We start from the raw sequence: 16,711 nt of genomic DNA, 5'->3' as shown, positions 1-16,711 counted from the left end.
CGGGAAGACTGCCCCCGTGACGTCCAGAAAGCCTGATGAGCAATTGGCGCGCAACTCCAGACTCCGACTCGTCCGCGCGCGGCCGTTGACCACGGCCCGACGGGCCGTGACCGGCGGGCGCGACCGGCCGGCACCCCGGCCGCCCGAGGGGACTCCGCCCCCGGCGGAGCTGGCCCGCCAGGCGAGGGAGGTGCTCGCCCACGCGGTACGGGTCGCCCGCTGGGCGGCCGGCGACCGGGACCCCGGCGCGGGCCCGCTCGCCGGGCCCGCGCGCGAACGGGCCGCCGCCGCGCTGGAGTTGACCCCGGAGCAGGTCGGTGCCGGCTGGGACCGCGCCAGGCTGGCCGGACTTGTCGAGCTGCACGGCGCCGCCGTACGTCCCGGCTGGCGGCTCCAGGCGTGGGACCGGGACGACAGTGCCGTCCAGCGCGGCTGGGTCGCCCTCTTCGACGCCTGGTCGCTGGTGCACCCCGCCCCCGACGACGTCGCCCCGGCCACGGTCGCCGAGGTCGTCGAGGCCGTCCCCCAAGTGCTCTCCCTCCTGCACCTGTCGGCCGGGCCCGTGACCGTACCGGCCCTGCTCGACCTGCTCCAGCAGCGCGTCGCCGAACTCCACGAGGAGCACTGCGAGGTCCCCTACGGGCCGCAGCCCGCCCCCGCAGCGCCGGGCACCCCCGAGCCGGTGGCCGAGGACCTGCTGCCCCCGCTGCTCGACTGGGCCCTGGAGGGGCTGGCCGGCGTCGGCGCGCTGACCCTGGGGGAGGGGCAGGCCACCCTCACTCCGCTCGGCAACTGGGCGGTCTGGGTCAAGCTGGAGCAGATCTGCGTCGCCGCCCAGAGCCCCGCGGGCAATATCGAGCAGTCCGCCGAGCACATGCTGCGCGGCTGCGCCCGGCTGACTCCCGGCCCGGCCCGCGCCGAGTACCGGGCCTGGCTCGCCGCCCGTACCGTCGGCAGCGCGGTCACCGAACTCCTCTCCGTCGCCCGGGGCGAGGACGCCCTGCTGCGCGGACTCGCCTTCGAGGCGCTGCGCGTCGTCGGGGCCCCCGCCGAGAGCGAGGTGCGCGCCGCGGCGTCCGATGTCTCGCTGCGGCCCTACGCCCTGCTCTGGCTCGCCGAGTACGAGGGGGCCGACCCCGACGACGCCTCCGAGGTGCTGACCCGCGAGGAGTCGACCTGGCTCTGGGTCGACACGGCGGCGGCCGTCGCCGACCACGGCGAGAGCGATCTGCTCGTACGCCATCTGGAATCCGCCGTGCAGGGCAATGTGCCCGCCCTGCTCGACGAGGTCAGGGCCATCGGCCATCCCCGTACGGTCCAGGTCCTGGTCGCCCTGGCCGCCGCCCATCCGGACCCGGCCCTGGCCAAGGCCGTGCGCCGCGCCGCCTTCCAGGTGCACACCGGAGGCTCCTGACCCGCGCCGCCGCTCCCGGCCGGCCGTTCCGGCCCGGCCGGGGGCGTACGCGCGACGGCCCCGCACGTCGCTGTCCGTCAGCGGAACGTGTCGCACCGCTCCACGTCGCCCGTGCCGTAGCCGGTGCGGAACCACTCCTGGCGCTGCGCCGCCGACCCGTGGGTCCACGACTCCGGGGTGACCTTGCCCTGGAACTTCTCCTGGATCCGGTCGTCCCCGACGGCCGCCGCCGCGTCCAGACCGTCCTGGATGTCCTCGTCCGTGAGGCTGCTGAGCAGCGGCTTCCCGGTGGACGGGGAGGGCGTGGTCGTCGCGTGGTGGGTCCAGACCCCGGCGTAGCAGTCGGCCTGGAGCTCCACCTTGACCGCGTTGCTGTCCGGGCCCTTGCTGCCGTCGTGCGCCCGGCCCAGCGTGCCCTTCAGGTTCTGCACATGGTGGCCGTACTCGTGGGCCACCACGTACGCCTGGGCGAACGGCCCGCCGCTCGCCCCGAAGGTGGTCTTCAGCTCCTGGAAGAAGCCGAGGTCCAGATACGCCATCCGGTCGGCGGGGCAGTAGAAGGGCCCGACCGCCGAGGTCGCCGCGCCGCAGCCGGTGCTGACCCGGTCGGTGAAGAACTTCGTGTCCGCGTCCGTGTAGCGCTCGCCGCGCCGCTGGTACTCCGCGCGCCAGAAGGTCTGCACGCTGTTGACCACCGCGACGATCCGGCAGTCCTCGCGCGTGTTGGCGTCCCGGCCGCTCCGGCAGTTCTGCTGGACGCCGTCGGTGGCCGAGGAACCCGACGCGGGGGTGGAGCCGCCCGAGGAGAGCCCGAGCTGCTCGGGGCCGACCCCGAAGTACAGACCGATCAGCAGCGCGATGATCCCGACGATGCCGCCCCCGACCGTGGCCGCTCCACCGGGGACCCCGCCGCCGCGCTCGTCCTGGACCTCCGATGTGTCCAGTTCGGCGTCGTCATCGAACCGCATGTGCCACCACTCTCCGTTCCGACGGCCCCAGCGGCCCGTCGCCCCGGGCACAATATCGGCGTACGCACCGGCCCGGGGAAAGCAGTTGCGGCGCCCGGTAGACTGAGCCGTATGGCATTTCTCCTTGTGCATTAGCCGGCGTCGAAGAATCTCCTCCGCCTGCCCTCTTCCGCCGTCCATACCGCCCTGGAGTCTTTCCATGATCACCGCAACCGGTGTAGAGCTGCGCGCCGGCGCCCGCATCCTCATCGAGTCGGCCTCGTTCCGTATCGCCAAGGGCGACCGCATCGGCCTGGTCGGCCGCAACGGAGCGGGCAAGACCACGCTCACCAAGTGCCTCGCCGGTGAGGGCATGCCCGCCGCCGGCACCATCACCCGCTCGGGCGAGGTCGGCTACCTGCCGCAGGACCCGCGCACCGGCGACCTCGACGTCCTCGCCCGCGACCGCATCCTCTCCGCCCGTGACCTCGACTCCGTACTGAAGAAGATGCGCGAGAACGAGGACCGGATGGCGAACGGACAGGGCGCCACCCGCGAGAAGGCGATGAAGAAGTACGAGCGCCTGGAGACGGAGTTCCTCACCAAGGGCGGATACGCCGCCGAGGCCGAGGCCGCCACCATCGCCGCCGCGCTCGGCCTGCCCGACCGGGTCCTCGGCCAGCCCCTGCATACGCTCTCCGGCGGTCAGCGCCGCCGGGTCGAGCTGGCCCGCATCCTCTTCTCGGACGCCGACACCCTGCTCCTGGACGAGCCCACCAACCACCTCGACGCGGACTCGATCGTCTGGCTGCGCGAGTACCTCAAGACCTACCGGGGCGGCTTCATCGTGATCTCCCACGATGTCGAGCTGGTCGAGACCGTCGTCAACAAGGTCTTCTATCTGGACGCCAACCGCTCCCAGATCGATGTCTACAACATGGGCTGGAAGCTCTACCAGCAGCAGCGCGAGTCGGACGAGAAGCGCCGCAAGCGCGAGCGGGCCAACGCGGAGAAGAAGGCCGCGTCCCTCAACTCCCAGGCCGACAAGATGCGCGCCAAGGCCACCAAGACCGTCGCCGCGCAGAACATGGCCCGCCGCGCCGAGCGGCTGCTGTCGGGCCTCGAACAGGTGCGCCAGTCCGACAAGGTCGCCAAGCTGCGCTTCCCCGAGCCCTCGCCCTGCGGCAAGACGCCGCTGACGGCCGAGGGGCTGTCCAAGTCGTACGGCTCGCTGGAGATCTTCACCGATGTCGATCTCGCCATCGACAAGGGCTCGCGCGTCGTCATCCTCGGCCTGAACGGCGCGGGCAAGACCACGCTGCTGCGGCTGCTGGCCGGGGTCGAGAAGCCGGACACCGGACAGGTCACCCCGGGCCACGGGCTCAAGCTCGGCTACTACGCCCAGGAGCACGAGACCCTCGACCCGGAGCGCTCCGTCCTGGAGAACATGCGCTCCTCAGCCCCCGACCTCGACCTGGTCGACGTGCGCAAGACGCTGGGTTCCTTCCTCTTCTCCGGCGACGACGTCGACAAGCCCGCCGGCGTGCTCTCCGGCGGCGAGAAGACCCGGCTGGCGCTGGCCACGCTGGTCGTCTCCTCCGCCAACGTGCTGCTGCTCGACGAGCCCACCAACAACCTGGACCCCGCGAGCCGCGAGGAGATCCTCGGGGCGCTGCGTACGTACAAGGGCGCCGTCATCCTCGTCACGCATGACGAGGGCGCGGTCCACGCGCTGGAGCCGGAGCGGATCATCCTGCTGCCCGACGGGGTCGAGGACCTCTGGGGCGCGGACTACGCGGACCTGGTCGCCCTCGCCTGACCCGTCCCGCCCGGCGCCCGCCCGCGCGCCCGGCGCCCGCCCGCGCGCCGACGCGTGATCCACGCCGTATGGATCATTCGGCCCAGTGGTGATCCTTCATCTGTGTGAGTGCGTCTCGTACCGTCGGCGTGGTGCGTGACCGAACGGGCAGTTCGAGCCATGATCCGCACCCGCTCGGTCCGAAACCGCGCTGACCTGGAACTTCGTCCGGACGGTCGGCTGGATGTGGCCCCTGTCACGTCTGGTATGGGTGATTCCGTTCGCACTCGACGCCCGGTTCCCGCGCAAGATCGTCGTACGGACCTTGCCGAATGGGTGGCCAGGAAGCCCGCTAGGGGTGATCATGAGAAGTCCAGAGCGCACTTCCCATGAGGAGGCACGGGTGGCCGAGACTCTGAAGAAGGGCAGCCGGGTAACCGGCGCCGCGCGCGACAAGCTCGCGGCAGACCTGAAGAAGAAGTACGACAACGGTGCGAGCATCCGGGCACTGGCCGAGGAAACCGGCCGTTCCTATGGATTCGTCCACCGGATGCTCAGCGAGTCCGGAGTCACGCTGCGGGGACGCGGCGGGGCTACGCGAGGCAAGAAGGCCGCGTCGGCCTGACCGCCGGCCGCGGTTCCTCCCCGGTGCCCCAGGGCACCGGCCACTGGTTCGGACGGTGGCCACCCGGGTCGATCACCCGATCGACCGGGTGGTTACTGTGCAGTCACTTATTTCCGTACGCGACTGCCCGGACCGGAGGCACCCCATGACGTCGCTCGAACCCGTACAGGAACCAGCAGCGGTACGGGAACCAGTACTCGACAAGGACGGCGTACGGCTCACCGTCGAGGACGCCGTTGCCACGGTGACACTGACCAACCCGGCGAAGCGCAACGCCCAGTCTCCCGCTCTGTGGCGGGCGTTGACGGAAGCCGGCCGGTCGCTGCCGGGCAGCGTGCGGGTCGTGGTGCTGCGCGGGGAGGGCAAGTCCTTCTCCGCGGGGCTCGACCGGCAGGCGTTCGCCCCCGAGGGGTTCGACGGCGAGCCGTCGTTCGGCGATCTCGCAGGCGGATCGGACGAGCAGCTCGACGCGGCCATCTCCGCCTACCAGGACGGGTTCGTCTGGCTGCGCCGCAGCGACCTCGTGTCGATCGCGGCCGTCCAGGGACACGCGATCGGGGCCGGCTTCCAGCTGGCCCTCTCCTGCGACCTGCGGATCGTCGCGCCCGACGTGCAGTTCGCCATGCGCGAGACCAGCCTCGGGCTGGTCCCCGATCTCACCGGCACCCACCCCCTGGTGGGCCTGGTCGGCTACGCGCGCGCCCTGGAGATCTGCGCCACCGGCCGCTACGTCCAGGCGGAGGAGGCGGAGCGCACCGGCCTCGCCAATCTGGTCGTACCCGCCGATGAGCTGGACGCCGCCGTGCGGGACCTGGCCGCCGCCCTGCTGGCCGCGCCGAGGGACGCGCTGATCGAGACCAAGGCGCTCCTCCAGGGCGCTTCGGCCCGCACCCTCGAAGCCCAGCGCGCCGCCGAACGCGCCGCCCAGGCCCGCAGGCTGCGCGACCTCGCGGGGCTCGGCGACTGACCACGGACCACCGGCCGCGGTGCCGAACGGGTCACGACACCCGGTCGGCGACCGTGGCCTCCACCGCTGTGATCAGGACCGCGACCGAGGGCGCGCCGGGCAGGGAGCGGGCCAGCCCGGCGCGCACCTCCCGCGCGACGGCCACGGGATGGTGCCCGGCCGCCGTGGCCAGCTCGACCCGCACCTGGCCCGGGGCGGTGACCACGGGGCCGCCCAGCGCGCCGGTCAGATACGCGACCCCCGGTACGGCGGCCACCGCGCGCTCCACGTCGTCCTGCGGGGAGACGGCCTGTCCCTCGTGCGGAGCAACGGGCTCCGCCGGTTCGGCGGGAGCCTCCGTCACCAGGGCCGTCACCCGCAGGTCGATCTCCGTCACCACGAGTCCCAGCCGCTCCCGCGCACCGGCCGACAGCGCCTCGCGCAGCCGCTCGGCGAGGGCGGGCAGCGACTCGGCCGGCGCCGCGGAGCCGACCGGGGGACTCACGGCGGTGAACCGCCCGTCGATCCGGAGCGGACCCGGCGGCAGCGCGCTCGGCGGGAGCGGTACGACGGGTTCACCGTCGGCCCCCGGACCCGCCGCCCCGATCCGGAGCCCGTCGGCGAGGACGACGCCCCGCACCCCGTCCGCCGCGCGCCGCAACTCCGCCCGGGCCGCGCGCTCCGCGAGCCAGGTGCCGTCCGCCGCTTCGCCGAGGGGCAGCAGTCGCCCCAGGGCGAGTCGCTGCCGTACCGCGGCCGTCCATCCGTCGGTGCCGTGCGCAGTCGTCATTCCTCCACTCTGCCGCATCCACGGCGCGGGAACGGGCAAGCACACCTAATGTGGGCAGCGGAGTCCCCCACCGCCCCGGAAGGGATGAATGGCGATGTCAGACACCGCACCCCGCAATCAGTCCGCGCCCCCCGACAGAAGGCTCTCCGGTGATCAGGGCGGATCCACCCCCGTCACCAAACGCGGCGGCGGCGACCCGGCCGGCCGGGGCCGTACCACCATCGCCGACGGGGTGGTCGAGAAGATCGCCGGTCTCGCGGCCCGCGACGTGTTCGGCGTCCACGCCATGGGCAGCGGGATCTCCCGCACCTTCGGCGCCGTACGCGACCGGGTGCCCGGTGGCGGCGGCAAGACGGTCAGCCGGGGCGTGAAGGCCGAGGTCGGCGAGGTACAGACCGCGCTCGACCTGGAGATCGTCGTCGAGTACGGCGTCGCCATCACCGAAGTCGCCGCCGCCGTGCGGGAGAACGTCATCGCGGCCGTCGAGCGCATGACGGGTCTCGAAGTGGTAGAGGTCAATATCGCGGTCAGCGACGTCAAGCTGCCCGACGAGGACGACGACGAGGAGTCGGACTCCCGCCTCCAGTAGCGGCCGCGCGCAGCTGGTGGACGCCGCGCGCAGCCGGCCCGTACAGCCGAAGAGGAGCACATCATGAGCATGGCGGTGGTCGGCCTGTTGGCCGGTATGGCCCTCGGATTCGCCGGATACTTCGGCGGCTTCGGAGCCTTTGTGCTGGTGGCCGCGTTGGGCGTGGTCGGATTCGTGATCGGCAGGTTCGTGGACGGCGATCTGGAACCCGGCGATCTGTTCCGCACCCGCAACCGCGACGACCGGCGGCGGTGATCCCGCGTGGCCGGTGACCAGGTGGCGGCGGCCGAACGCGGTGCGACGGTGATCGCCGACCGGGTCGTCGCCAAGATCGCCGCGCGGGCCGCGCGCGAAGCGCTCGACGACGTACCCGAGGGCGGCGCCCCGCCGCACGCGAGCGTCACCGTGCACCACGGGAGCGCACGCGTCCGGGTCGGTGTCGAACTGGACTACCCCTCCGACATCGGCGCGCGGTGCGGCGCCGTACGCAGCCAAGTCGCCCACCGCGTCACGACGCTGGCGGGCATGGACGTGCGCGAGGTGGCGGTACGGGTCGAGCGGCTGCACTCCGACCGGTCCCGCGTCGCCGCACAGGGGAGGACCCGATGAGCCACGCCGCGCCGGAGCAGCCCGAGCCGCCCGAGCGGTCACGCGGCGGTGGTGTCGCGCTCGACCCGGCGGACTCCGGGGCGTCCCGCGAGTCCGTCCCCACCCTTTCGGACCACGACGACGAACCGGCCGCCAGGGCCCACCGCTTCTGGTCCACCCGCCGCATCCCCGCCGCACTGACCGCGCTGGTCGCGCTCGGCGCCACCGGGTTGCTGCTGTACGACATCGCCGCGGTACGGGCCGGCCGCCCCGCGATGGCCTGGCGCCGCGAACTCGCCGACCAGCTCGCCAGGCAGCCGCTCGACGAGACCTGGGTGCTGGTCGCCGCGGCCGTCGCCATGGCCCTCGGCGTCTGGCTGCTCGCACTCGCCCTCACTCCGGGGCTGCGCGCGCTGCTCCCCATGCGCCGGGACTCCGCGCACGTACGCGCCGGACTCGACCGGGAGGCCGCCGAACTCGCCCTGCGCGACCGGGCCATGGAGGTCTCCGGCGTCCAGTCGGCGCAGGTGCGGCTGCGCCGCTCGAAGGTCGGGGTGCGGGCCCTGTCGCACTTCCGCGAACTGGACGCCGTACGGGACGACCTCGACCGGACGCTGACCGCCGGCATCGGCGAACTGGGACTCGACAGACGGCCCGCCCTGACGGTGCGTGTCCGCAGGCCCGTGAGGAAGGGATGACAGGATGCTCCGCCCGGTCAACCGCGTACTGCTGGCCCTCATCGGCCTGATCCTGCTCTGCGCGGGCGGTATCGCGCTCGCTCGGGGGCTGGCCTGGCCGGTGCCGTCCTGGTGGCCCTATCGAGGGCCGCACGACGTACTGCTCAGCCGGTCAGCCCGGGAGCGCTGGCACGGGGCGGACTGGTGGTGGCCGGTGGTGATCGCCGTACTCGCGGTCCTGGTCGTACTGGCCCTGTGGTGGCTGCTGGCCCAGACACGGCGCGCCCGCCTGCCGGAGGTACTGGTGGACAGCGGCGACGGCGAGGGCGCCGCGCTGAGCGGGCGGGCCCTCGAAGAGGCGGTGGAGGACGACGCGCGGTCCCTCGACGGGGTGGCCAGGGCCCGGGTGCGGCTGACCGGCCGCCGTACGAGCCCGGCCGCGCGCGTACGCCTGCTCCTCGAACCGCACGCGGCCCCGGCCGGCACGCTGCGCCGCCTCGGCGACGAGGCGCTGGCGCACGCGCGCGACTCGGCGGGGCTCACCTCGCTCCCGGCGGAGGTACGGCTGCGCGCGGCCCGGCACCAGGCGGAACGGGTCAGCTGACCGGCGCGCTCGCTTGCGGGGGCCGGGCGTACGGGCGACCGCACGCCCGGCCCGCCCGCGAGGCGTCCGCCACCCCCGACGCGCTCAGAACCCCCGGCGCGCCCCGCCGTCCACCGGGAGCATCAGGCCCGTCAGATACGAAGCGGCGGGCGAGAGCAGGAACGCCGCCGTCCGCCCGAACTCCTCGGGCGTCCCGTAGCGCCGCAGCGGGATCCGCGCCTCCTGCACCGCCCGCGCCGCCGCCGGGTCACCGCCGAGCGAGTCCAGCTCCCGGACCCGGTCCGTGTCGATCCGGGCCGGCAGCAGACCGATCACCCGGATACCGCGCGGGCCGAGTTCCTCGGCGAGCGACTTGGCGAAACCGGCCAGGCCCGGACGCAGCCCGTTGGAGATGGTCAGGCCCGGGATCGGTTCGTGGACGGAACCGGAGAGCACAAAGCCGATGACCCCGCCCTCGCCCAGCTCGGCGGCGGCGGCGCGGGCCAGCCGTACCGCCCCCAGGAACACCGACTCGAACGCCGACTGCCACTGCTCGTCCGTGTTGCCGGCCGCCGTGCCGGGCGTCGGGCCGCCGACGCTGATCAGAATGCCGTCGAAGCGCCCGAACCGCTCCCGGGCCGTACCGATCAGACGCCGCGCGGCGGCCGGGTCGGCGTTGTCGGCGGCCACCCCGTACGCGCCGGGGCCGATCTCCGACGCCGTCTGTTCGATGCTCCGCGCGTCCCGCCCGGAGACGACGACGCGCGCGCCGTCCGCGCTGAGCGCCCCGGCCGCCGCGCGGCCCAGGCCGCGCGAGGCGCCGGTGACGACGTACACCCGGTCCTTCAGTCCAAGATCCATGGCTCCTATCCTGCCGTGCCGCCCGCCGCCGTGTCACCGCCCGCCGCGTCGTCTGCCGCGGCACCTTCCGCGTCGCCGCCCCCGGTGCTGTACCCGGCCAGGGTCAGCGCCGTGACCACCAGTCCGATGTGGCTGAACGCCTGCGGATAGTTGCCCAGTTGACGCCCGGCCACCGGGTCGTACTCCTCGGAGAGCAGCCCCACGTCGTTGCGGAGACCGAGCAGCCGCTCGAACAGCTCCGCCGCCTCCTCGGTACGCCCCGTCATGTGGAGCGCGTCGGCCAGCCAGAACGAACAGACCAGGAACGTCCCCTCGCGCCCCGGCAGTCCGTCCACCCCGCTCCCCGTGGTGCTGTAACGGCGCAGCAGCCCCTCGTGCCCCAGCTCCGCCCGTACCGCGTCGACCGTGCCGATCACCCGCGGATCGTCCGGCGGCAGAAAACCGACCCGGGGGATCAGCAGGGTCGCCGCGTCCAGCTCGGTGGAGCCGTACGACTGGGTGAAGGTGTTGCGCTCCGGGTCGTACCCCTTCTCGCACACCTCCCGGTGCACCTCGTCCCGCATGGCCCGCCACCGCCCGACGTCACCGCTGAGCGACGGATCGGCCTCCAGCGTCCGTACCGCCCGGTCGGCGGCGACCCACGCCATCACCTTGGAGTGCGTGAAGTGCCGGCGCGGGCCCCGGATCTCCCACAGCCCCTCGTCGGGGTCGCGCCACTTCGACTCCAGGAACCCCAACAGGCTGAGCTGGAGGTTCCACGCGTGCGGCTTCCCGACCAGACCGGCCGTCCGCGCCACGTTCAGCGAGTCCATCACCTCGCCGTACACGTCGAGTTGGAGCTGTTTCACCGCGTCGTTGCCGGTGCGCACCGGGGTGGAGTGCGCGTAGCCGCTCAGCCACGGCAGCTCGACCTCCGGCAGCCGGCGCTCACCGGCCAGGCCGTACATGATCTGGAGATCGGCCGGGTCACCGGCGACGGCGCGCAGCAGCCAGTCGCGCCAGGCCGCCGCCTCGGCCAGATACCCCGCCGACACCAGCGCGCCCAGCACCAGGGTGGAGTCGCGCAGCCAGCAGTACCGGTAGTCCCAGTTCCGCACGCCGCCCAGCTCCTCCGGCAGAGAGGTGGTGGGGGCGGCGACGATGCCGCCCGTCGGGCCGTAGGTCAGCGCCTTGAGCGTGATGAGCGAGCGCATGACGGCGGACCGGTGCGGCCCCTCGTAGCGGCAGCGCGCCGCCCACTCCCGCCAGTCCGCCAGACTGCGCTCCAGCGACTCGTACGGGTCGAGGCGACGGGGGCGGGGTTTGTGGGAGGGGTGCCAGGTGAGGACGAAGGCCACCTTCTCGCCCTCGGCCACGGTGAACGAGGAACAGGTGCTGTAGTGCTGTCCCCACGTCTTGACCTGCGGCTCGCTGCGCAGCCAGACCGAGTCGGGCCCGGCGACGGCCACCCGGTGGCCCTGCGAGCGGCGCATCCACGGCACCACGGAACCGAAGTCGAAGCGCAGCCGGAGAGTGGCGGACATCTCCACCCGGCCGCTGACGCCCTCCACGATCCGCATGATCTCGGGTGCCACATCGCGCTGCGGCATGAAGTCGGTGACTTTGACGGTGCCGGTCCTGGTCTCCCACACGGATTCCAGGACGAGCGACTCGCCGACGTAGCCGCGCCGGGTGCACGTGCGGGCGCCGGTCGGGGCGAGCCGCCAGTGGCCGTTGTCCTCGGAGCCGAGCAGGGCGGCGAAGCAGGCGGCGGAGTCGAAACGAGGAAGGCACAACCAGTCGATGGAGCCGTTCCTGCCGACCAGGGCGGCGGTCTGAAGATCGCCGATGAGTGCGTAGTCCTCGATACGTTGGGTCACGTGAAGCCTGTTCCCGCAGTACACGGGCGTTAAGCAGGGGTTCGGCGCGTCGCATGATCGAGTGACCGGATGGCCCGGCCGGGGGGAGCGGAGCGGGTGCGGCCGGGACGGGGAGGGACGCGGCGCGCGAGCGCCGGTCAGGCGCCCGCGGGTACGGGGTCCTGCTCGGCGCGCGCCTCGCCGGCCTTCTTCCGCGCGGCCTCGGCGCGTTCGCGCTTCTCGTTCCGTACGAGGATCAGCCAGCCGACGGGCACGGCGGCGGTGAACAGCCACCACTGGACGGCATACGCCATGTGCGGCCCGATCGAGCTGTCGTCGGGCTTCTGGATCAGCTCGGGGCTGCCGTCCTCCGGCACGGGAGAGGTCAGCTCCATGTAGCCGCCGAGGACGGTGCGGCCCAGCTCCCGCCGCTGCTGTTCGCTGTTGATCAGGATGACCTGGCGCGGCGGCAGGTCCTTGATGTCCTTGATGCCGGAGGCCGCCGTCTCGTCGGCCTTGAGCCGGCCGGCGATGGTGACCTCGCCCTTCGGCGGGGCGGGGACGGCGGGGAAGGAGGACTGGTCCCCGTCGGCGCGGATCCAGCCGCGGTTCACCATGACCGCCCGGCCGTCCTTCAGGATGAAGGGGATGAGGACGTGGTAGCCGACCCGGTCCTCGTTGGAGGTCCTGCGGCGTACGACGACCTCGTGCGCGGGGTCGAACGTGCCGGTTGCGGTGACCGTGCGCCAGTAGTCGGCGCGCGGGACGGTGTGCCCCGGGGACGTCAGCTCCGTGACCGGGACGGGCTTCGCCTGGAGATTGTCCGTGATCAGGGCGTTCTGGGCGACCTTGTGCTCGTGCCGGTGCAGCTGCCAGAAGCCCAGCTCGATCATCGCGGGGACGAGGGCGAGGCCAAGGAGGGTGAGGATCACCCACTGCCGGGACAACAGGAAGCGGTACACGCCGTTGACGTTACTCGGCGGGAATCCGGGGCCGGGACGGGGGGTGGACATTTCACTCGGCCGCCCGGGCGGCGGTCGGCCGCCGTGCCCGCCCTTCGGCGGCGGCGCGGCGCGGTGGCGTGGCGCGCGCCGTCGTGGGGCGTGAAGGGCCGTCAGCCCGCCCCGTTCATCCCTTTCCTCCCTACTCGGTCGCCGGGGCCACGTCCCGCAGCAGCTGGGTGAAGGCCGCCTCGTCGATCACCGGCGTGCCGAAGGAGGCCGCCTTGACCGTCTTGGACGTGGTGGAGTCCCGGTCGTTGGTCACCAGCAGGCTGGTCAGCCGCGAGACGCTGGTCGCGACATGCAGCCCCGCCTCCACCGCCCGGTCCTCCAGCAGCTCACGGTCGATGGAGGTGTCCCCCGAGAACGCCACCCGCATCCCCTGCCGCAGCCGGCCACCCGGCTCGTACCGGCCGGGGTTCGGATACGGGCAGGCCGGCCGCTTGCGCGAGGCCCGCCAGCTCGGCTGCCGGTACGACGCCTGATAGCCGACCCGGGGCCGGGCGGGCCCGTCGGACCACTCGGTGAGCGGCCGGCACTCCAGCAGCGGCAGCCGTACACCGCTTCTGGCCGCCGCGTGCAGACTCGGACGGAACGACTCGGCCAGCACCCGCGCGTCGTCCAGCGCGTGGTGCGCGCGCTGCTGCACGACACCGAAGTGCGCCGCGAGCGTCTCCAGCTTGTGGTTGGGCAGCGGCAGCCCCAGCTCCTTGGAGAGCGCGATGGTGCACAGCCGCTGCCGGGTGGGCGCGGTCCGCTCAGCGCGCGCGTACTCCCTGGCGATCATCGACCAGTCGAAGATCGCGTTGTGCGCCACCAGCACCCGCCCGTCGAGCCGCTCCGCCAGCGCGCCGGCGACCTCGGGGAAGAGCGGGGCGTCCGCCAGGACATCGGTCGTCAGTCCGTGGATCCACACGGGTCCCGGATCGCGTTCCGGATTGACCAGGGTGTACCAGTGGTCCTCGACGTTCCCCCGGGAATCCAGACGGTAGACGGCGGCGGAGACTATCCGGTCGTCGCGGGCGAGGCCGGTGGTCTCGACGTCGACGACCGCGTATCCCTCGGGGTAGGCGGTCGGCCAGGTCGCTGCTGTCGTTTGGTCGTCGAGCATGGTCACAGAGAATACGGGCCGCCACTGACAGCCACACAGTCCGGTCCACCGCCGCCCGCCCCGACCGCCGCCCGAACATCCGTCGCGTCAAGGCCCTTACGGGGGAAGGCGAGCGGCCGCGCTCCCCGTGCCACCGGCCCGTCCCGTCCGGGCCGTGAGAGGCTCCCCGGGTGACCGACCCCACCCCTCACGAGGGCGAACCGCACGGCGGCGCCCTCGGCTCACGCCTCAACTGGCTGCGCGCCGCGGTCCTCGGCGCCAACGACGGCATCGTCTCGACCGCCGGCATCGTGGTCGGCGTGGCGGGGGCCACCGACGCGCGCACCACTCTTCTGACGGCCGGTCTCGCCGGGCTGCTGGCCGGGTCGATGTCGATGGCGGCGGGGGAGTACGTATCGGTGTCCACCCAGCGCGACTCGGAGCGGGCCGCCCTGGAACAGGAACGCCGTGAACTGCGGGAGGAGCCGCAGGCCGAACTCGACGAACTCACCCGGATGCTGGCCGACCGCGGTCTGACCGAGGACGTCGCGCGCGAAGCCGCGGAGCAACTCACCCGCCGTGACGCCCTGCAGGCCCACGCGCGCGTGGAACTGGGCATCGACCCGGACGCCCTCACCAACCCCTGGCACGCGGCGGGCGCCAGCTTCCTCGCCTTCACGGCGGGCGCGTTGCTGCCGCTGCTCGCGATGGTCCTGCCCCCGGCCTCGCTGCGGCTGACGGTCACGGTGCTCTCGGTGCTGGCCGCACTCGCCCTGACGGGCTGGGGCAGCGCCCGCCTCGGCACGGCGCCCCTGCGCCCCGCGCTGCTGCGGAACATGGGCGGCGGGGCGCTGGCGATGGGGGTGACGTACGCGGCGGGGACGTTGCTGGGGGCGGCGGGCGTTTAGCTTGCCCTCTGTCCGCCGAGGTCCTCCGGGCTCGCCGATGGCCGTGAGGGGCCAAGGGCTGTTCCGTCATGCCCGGCGGGCGCGCGACGACAGCGCCGTCGGTCACCGACAGCCTCACCGTCCGGCGGACCGCCGCGCCCACCGCCGTACGACCCGACGCACGACGGCGGGCCGCCTCCCGCTTTCGGGGGACGGCCCGCCGCCGTGCGTCGGCGCGTCCGAACGGACGCCTGCCGTGCGGACGTTACTTGCGCACCGCCGCCAGGGCGTCGACCAGACCGGCCCCGTAGAAGCTGTTGTGGCGCTTGCCGCCGGTGCACACGGCGTCGACCTCGCCGTCACCGTCGATGTCGTACGTCTCCGGGCAGACGGTCGGAGTCGCCTGGACCTTCAGCAGCGCCTTGATGGCCGCCGGCGAGGCGTGCGGGTGCGTCGACTTCAGCAGCGCCGCCACGCCCGCGACGTGCGGGGAGGCCATCGACGTACCGGCCATGTAGCCCCAGGTGCCGCCCGGCAGCGGGCCGAGGATCAGACCGCTGGTCGCCGGGGGCGCCGGGGTCTGGTAGCGGGTGGAGTCGCCACCGGGGGCCGCGACGTCGATGACGCCCAGACCGTGGTTGGAGAAGGAGGACTTCAGGCCCTTGGCGCCGGTGGAGGCGACCGTCACCACACCCGGCAGCTGGGTCGGGATGTCGAAGCACTTGGCCGGGTCGACGACACGGTCACCGGGGGTCGAGTCGTTCGGGCTGGACGAGTCGGTGATCGAGTGGGACGCGAGATCGTAGTTCTCGTTGCCCGCCGCGGCCACGTTGACCGTGCCCTTCTTCTCCGCGTACCGGGTGGCCCGGGTGATCGCGTCGACCAGGGCCTTCTGGTCCGGGTCGTTCAGGCAGTTGAAGTACCACGGGTCGGTGTAATAGCTGTTGTTCGTCACGTCGATGCCGTGCTCGGCGGCCCAGACGAAGCTGCACACGACGGCCTCGGCGTAGAAGTAGCCGGCCGGCGTGGACGCCTTGATGCCCGCCACCTTCACGCCCGGCGCCACACCGGTGACGCCGACGCCGTTCTTCGCCGCGGCGATCTCGCCCGCGACATGCGTGCCGTGCGGGCTCTCCCCGGTGGTCGGGCGCCAGGCGCCGTCCGCCGTGTCGGGTTTGCCGCTCACGCAGTTGACCGACGCCGCGCGGTTGAAGTTCGGCGCGAGGTCCGGGTGGGTGTCGTCGACACCCGTGTCGATGACCCCGACAGTGACCTTGGAGCTGCCCAGCGTCTTCAGGTGCGCCTTGTCCGCGTTGATGGCGGGCAGGTCCCACTGCAACGGCTCCAGCGGGTCCTGGGCGTCGGCCCCCGCCGACTTCGACGCCTTCGCCGTGGCCGCCGTCGCCGCCTCGACCTGCTCGGCCGTCAGTTCCCTGGGTGTGCCGATGTCCGTGGTGGACTGCGAGGGCAGCGGCGCGGTGCGGGTGGCGCCGGCCGACAGGACACCGGGGGTCCGGCGCACGGTCTTCGCGAAGTCCGGGTTCTGCGAGGTGGCGACGGTGACACCTATCTGGTCATAGGTGGTCACCACCGTGCCGCCGGCCCGGTCTATCGCCTTCCTGACGGACTTGGCCGTCAGGATGCCGCCGTACGTGTTCACCACGTACGACAGCTTCGGGCCGTCCGTCACGACCGGCGTGGGCCCGCCCGCTGGGGCGGCCGACGCCGAGGCCGCGGGGAGGAAGCCGAGCGAGACGGTGAGTGCCAGACCTACCGGCAGGGCGAGTGCGCGCCGCCGTCTGGATCCCGGATGAGCCATGGGGTCTCCACATCATCTTTTGAGAGCCGCCCCGCGCGGGCCGCGCTTGGACGGGTACATGACCAGTGAAGTTATCGCTGATCACCGGTGACCTTCAATCGTTCCCGGAATCATTTCCGGAATCACTTTCGGAAGAAAAACCCCGGGGTTGAACCGAGTCGCCGCGCTTCCCGTGCCGTTGTCAGGGGGACGAGTGTCCGCCCGACCCTGTGAGGTATTCCCCCGTGTCCCACTCCACCGCACCCGCGTCACGAGGAG

The 16,711-nt window shown here is 72.8% G+C and carries 17 protein-coding genes; 10 read left to right on the top strand and 7 right to left on the bottom strand.

Annotation, left to right across the window (positions count from 1 at the left end; all coding sequences use genetic code 11):
- Positions 1-16 precede the first annotated feature (16 nt).
- Positions 17-1,414, top strand: coding sequence for a hypothetical protein (locus ACFY6S_RS07715; protein ID WP_388819997.1), 1,398 nt, complete (start codon positions 17-19; stop codon positions 1,412-1,414).
- Between the two features lie 77 nt (positions 1,415-1,491).
- Here the strand turns inward: ACFY6S_RS07715 and ACFY6S_RS07710 are convergent, their stop codons facing one another.
- Entirely contained in the window at positions 1,492-2,382 is an 891-nt protein-coding gene (locus ACFY6S_RS07710) for a neutral zinc metallopeptidase (protein ID WP_388819995.1), read from the bottom strand.
- A gap of 199 nt (positions 2,383-2,581) precedes the next feature.
- On the opposite strand from ACFY6S_RS07710, the gene abc-f reads away from it, so the two are divergent.
- The 3 genes from abc-f (at position 2,582) to ACFY6S_RS07695 (ending at position 5,751) form a co-directional block, all read left to right on the top strand.
- Positions 2,582-4,180: a ribosomal protection-like ABC-F family protein gene (gene abc-f, locus ACFY6S_RS07705; RefSeq protein ID WP_388819992.1), complete on the top strand. Its 1,599-nt coding sequence runs from the start codon at positions 2,582-2,584 to the stop codon at positions 4,178-4,180.
- 382 nt (positions 4,181-4,562) lie between these two features.
- Complete coding sequence (locus tag ACFY6S_RS07700) at positions 4,563-4,784, top strand: helix-turn-helix domain-containing protein (RefSeq protein ID WP_030753304.1); 222 nt, start codon at positions 4,563-4,565, stop codon at positions 4,782-4,784.
- A gap of 145 nt (positions 4,785-4,929) precedes the next feature.
- Positions 4,930-5,751, top strand: coding sequence for an enoyl-CoA hydratase/isomerase family protein (locus ACFY6S_RS07695; RefSeq protein ID WP_388819990.1), 822 nt, complete (start codon positions 4,930-4,932; stop codon positions 5,749-5,751).
- A gap of 31 nt (positions 5,752-5,782) precedes the next feature.
- Here ACFY6S_RS07695 and ACFY6S_RS07690 read toward each other — a convergent pair whose 3' ends face one another.
- The gene (locus ACFY6S_RS07690; RefSeq protein ID WP_388819987.1) at positions 5,783-6,520 is read right to left on the bottom strand and encodes a hypothetical protein; all 738 of its coding nucleotides are present in this window, start codon (positions 6,518-6,520) and stop codon (positions 5,783-5,785) included.
- A gap of 94 nt (positions 6,521-6,614) precedes the next feature.
- Here ACFY6S_RS07690 and ACFY6S_RS07685 point away from each other — a divergent pair, with 94 nt between their 5' ends.
- From ACFY6S_RS07685 to amaP, 5 genes are all read left to right on the top strand, one after another.
- On the top strand, positions 6,615-7,109 hold the full coding sequence (locus tag ACFY6S_RS07685) for an Asp23/Gls24 family envelope stress response protein (RefSeq protein WP_388819985.1): 495 nt from the start codon (positions 6,615-6,617) through the stop codon (positions 7,107-7,109).
- 63 nt (positions 7,110-7,172) lie between these two features.
- Positions 7,173-7,364, top strand: a complete 192-nt coding sequence (locus ACFY6S_RS07680; RefSeq protein ID WP_388819982.1) for a hypothetical protein — start codon at positions 7,173-7,175, stop codon at positions 7,362-7,364.
- A gap of 6 nt (positions 7,365-7,370) precedes the next feature.
- On the top strand, positions 7,371-7,718 hold the full coding sequence (locus tag ACFY6S_RS07675; protein WP_388819980.1) for a hypothetical protein: 348 nt from the start codon (positions 7,371-7,373) through the stop codon (positions 7,716-7,718).
- A complete protein-coding gene (locus tag ACFY6S_RS07670) occupies positions 7,715-8,395 on the top strand; it encodes a DUF6286 domain-containing protein (RefSeq protein WP_388819977.1) in 681 nt (226 codons plus the stop codon). Before ACFY6S_RS07675 ends, ACFY6S_RS07670 begins: the two co-directional genes overlap by 4 nt.
- A 4-nt stretch (positions 8,396-8,399) precedes the next feature.
- Positions 8,400-8,978, top strand: coding sequence for an alkaline shock response membrane anchor protein AmaP (amaP, locus tag ACFY6S_RS07665; protein WP_388819974.1), 579 nt, complete (start codon positions 8,400-8,402; stop codon positions 8,976-8,978).
- 84 nt (positions 8,979-9,062) lie between these two features.
- Here the strand turns inward: amaP and ACFY6S_RS07660 are convergent, their stop codons facing one another.
- The 4 genes from ACFY6S_RS07660 to ACFY6S_RS07645 form a co-directional block, all read right to left on the bottom strand.
- Entirely contained in the window at positions 9,063-9,818 is a 756-nt protein-coding gene (locus ACFY6S_RS07660; RefSeq protein WP_388819971.1) for an SDR family oxidoreductase, read from the bottom strand.
- Between the two features lie 5 nt (positions 9,819-9,823).
- Complete coding sequence (locus tag ACFY6S_RS07655) at positions 9,824-11,677, bottom strand: glycoside hydrolase family 15 protein (protein WP_388819969.1); 1,854 nt, start codon at positions 11,675-11,677, stop codon at positions 9,824-9,826.
- A gap of 137 nt (positions 11,678-11,814) precedes the next feature.
- Complete coding sequence (locus ACFY6S_RS07650) at positions 11,815-12,618, bottom strand: SURF1 family protein (protein WP_388819966.1); 804 nt, start codon at positions 12,616-12,618, stop codon at positions 11,815-11,817.
- 181 nt (positions 12,619-12,799) lie between these two features.
- Complete coding sequence (locus ACFY6S_RS07645; protein WP_388819964.1) at positions 12,800-13,774, bottom strand: DEDDh family exonuclease; 975 nt, start codon at positions 13,772-13,774, stop codon at positions 12,800-12,802.
- A gap of 164 nt (positions 13,775-13,938) precedes the next feature.
- Between ACFY6S_RS07645 and ACFY6S_RS07640 the strand changes: the two genes are divergently transcribed.
- Positions 13,939-14,655 carry a VIT family protein gene (locus ACFY6S_RS07640; protein ID WP_388819961.1) on the top strand — a complete coding sequence of 239 codons (717 nt, stop codon included), beginning with the start codon at positions 13,939-13,941 and terminating at the stop codon, positions 14,653-14,655.
- Between the two features lie 244 nt (positions 14,656-14,899).
- Here ACFY6S_RS07640 and ACFY6S_RS07635 read toward each other — a convergent pair whose 3' ends face one another.
- The gene (locus ACFY6S_RS07635) at positions 14,900-16,453 is read right to left on the bottom strand and encodes a S8 family serine peptidase (protein WP_388819957.1); all 1,554 of its coding nucleotides are present in this window, start codon (positions 16,451-16,453) and stop codon (positions 14,900-14,902) included.
- Positions 16,454-16,711: the final 258 nt, after the last annotated feature.

Source organism: Streptomyces sp. NPDC012835 (genome assembly GCF_042900885.1).
Lineage (GTDB): Bacteria > Actinomycetota > Actinomycetes > Streptomycetales > Streptomycetaceae > Streptomyces.
Note: the sequence above shows the minus strand (reverse complement) of the source record. Positions and strands in the feature narration are given on the sequence as shown.

Coding starts and splice junctions, on each gene's coding strand:
- ACFY6S_RS07695 (WP_388819990.1), top strand. CDS start 4,930: ATGACGTCGCTCGAACCCGTACAGGAACCAGCAGCGGTACGGGAACCA.
- abc-f (WP_388819992.1), top strand. CDS start 2,582: ATGATCACCGCAACCGGTGTAGAGCTGCGCGCCGGCGCCCGCATCCTC.
- amaP (WP_388819974.1), top strand. CDS start 8,400: ATGCTCCGCCCGGTCAACCGCGTACTGCTGGCCCTCATCGGCCTGATC.
- ACFY6S_RS07685 (WP_388819985.1), top strand. CDS start 6,615: ATGTCAGACACCGCACCCCGCAATCAGTCCGCGCCCCCCGACAGAAGG.
- ACFY6S_RS07635 (WP_388819957.1), bottom strand. CDS start 16,453: ATGGCTCATCCGGGATCCAGACGGCGGCGCGCACTCGCCCTGCCGGTA.
- ACFY6S_RS07710 (WP_388819995.1), bottom strand. CDS start 2,382: ATGCGGTTCGATGACGACGCCGAACTGGACACATCGGAGGTCCAGGAC.
- ACFY6S_RS07670 (WP_388819977.1), top strand. CDS start 7,715: ATGAGCCACGCCGCGCCGGAGCAGCCCGAGCCGCCCGAGCGGTCACGC.
- ACFY6S_RS07660 (WP_388819971.1), bottom strand. CDS start 9,818: ATGGATCTTGGACTGAAGGACCGGGTGTACGTCGTCACCGGCGCCTCG.
- ACFY6S_RS07680 (WP_388819982.1), top strand. CDS start 7,173: ATGAGCATGGCGGTGGTCGGCCTGTTGGCCGGTATGGCCCTCGGATTC.
- ACFY6S_RS07690 (WP_388819987.1), bottom strand. CDS start 6,520: ATGACGACTGCGCACGGCACCGACGGATGGACGGCCGCGGTACGGCAG.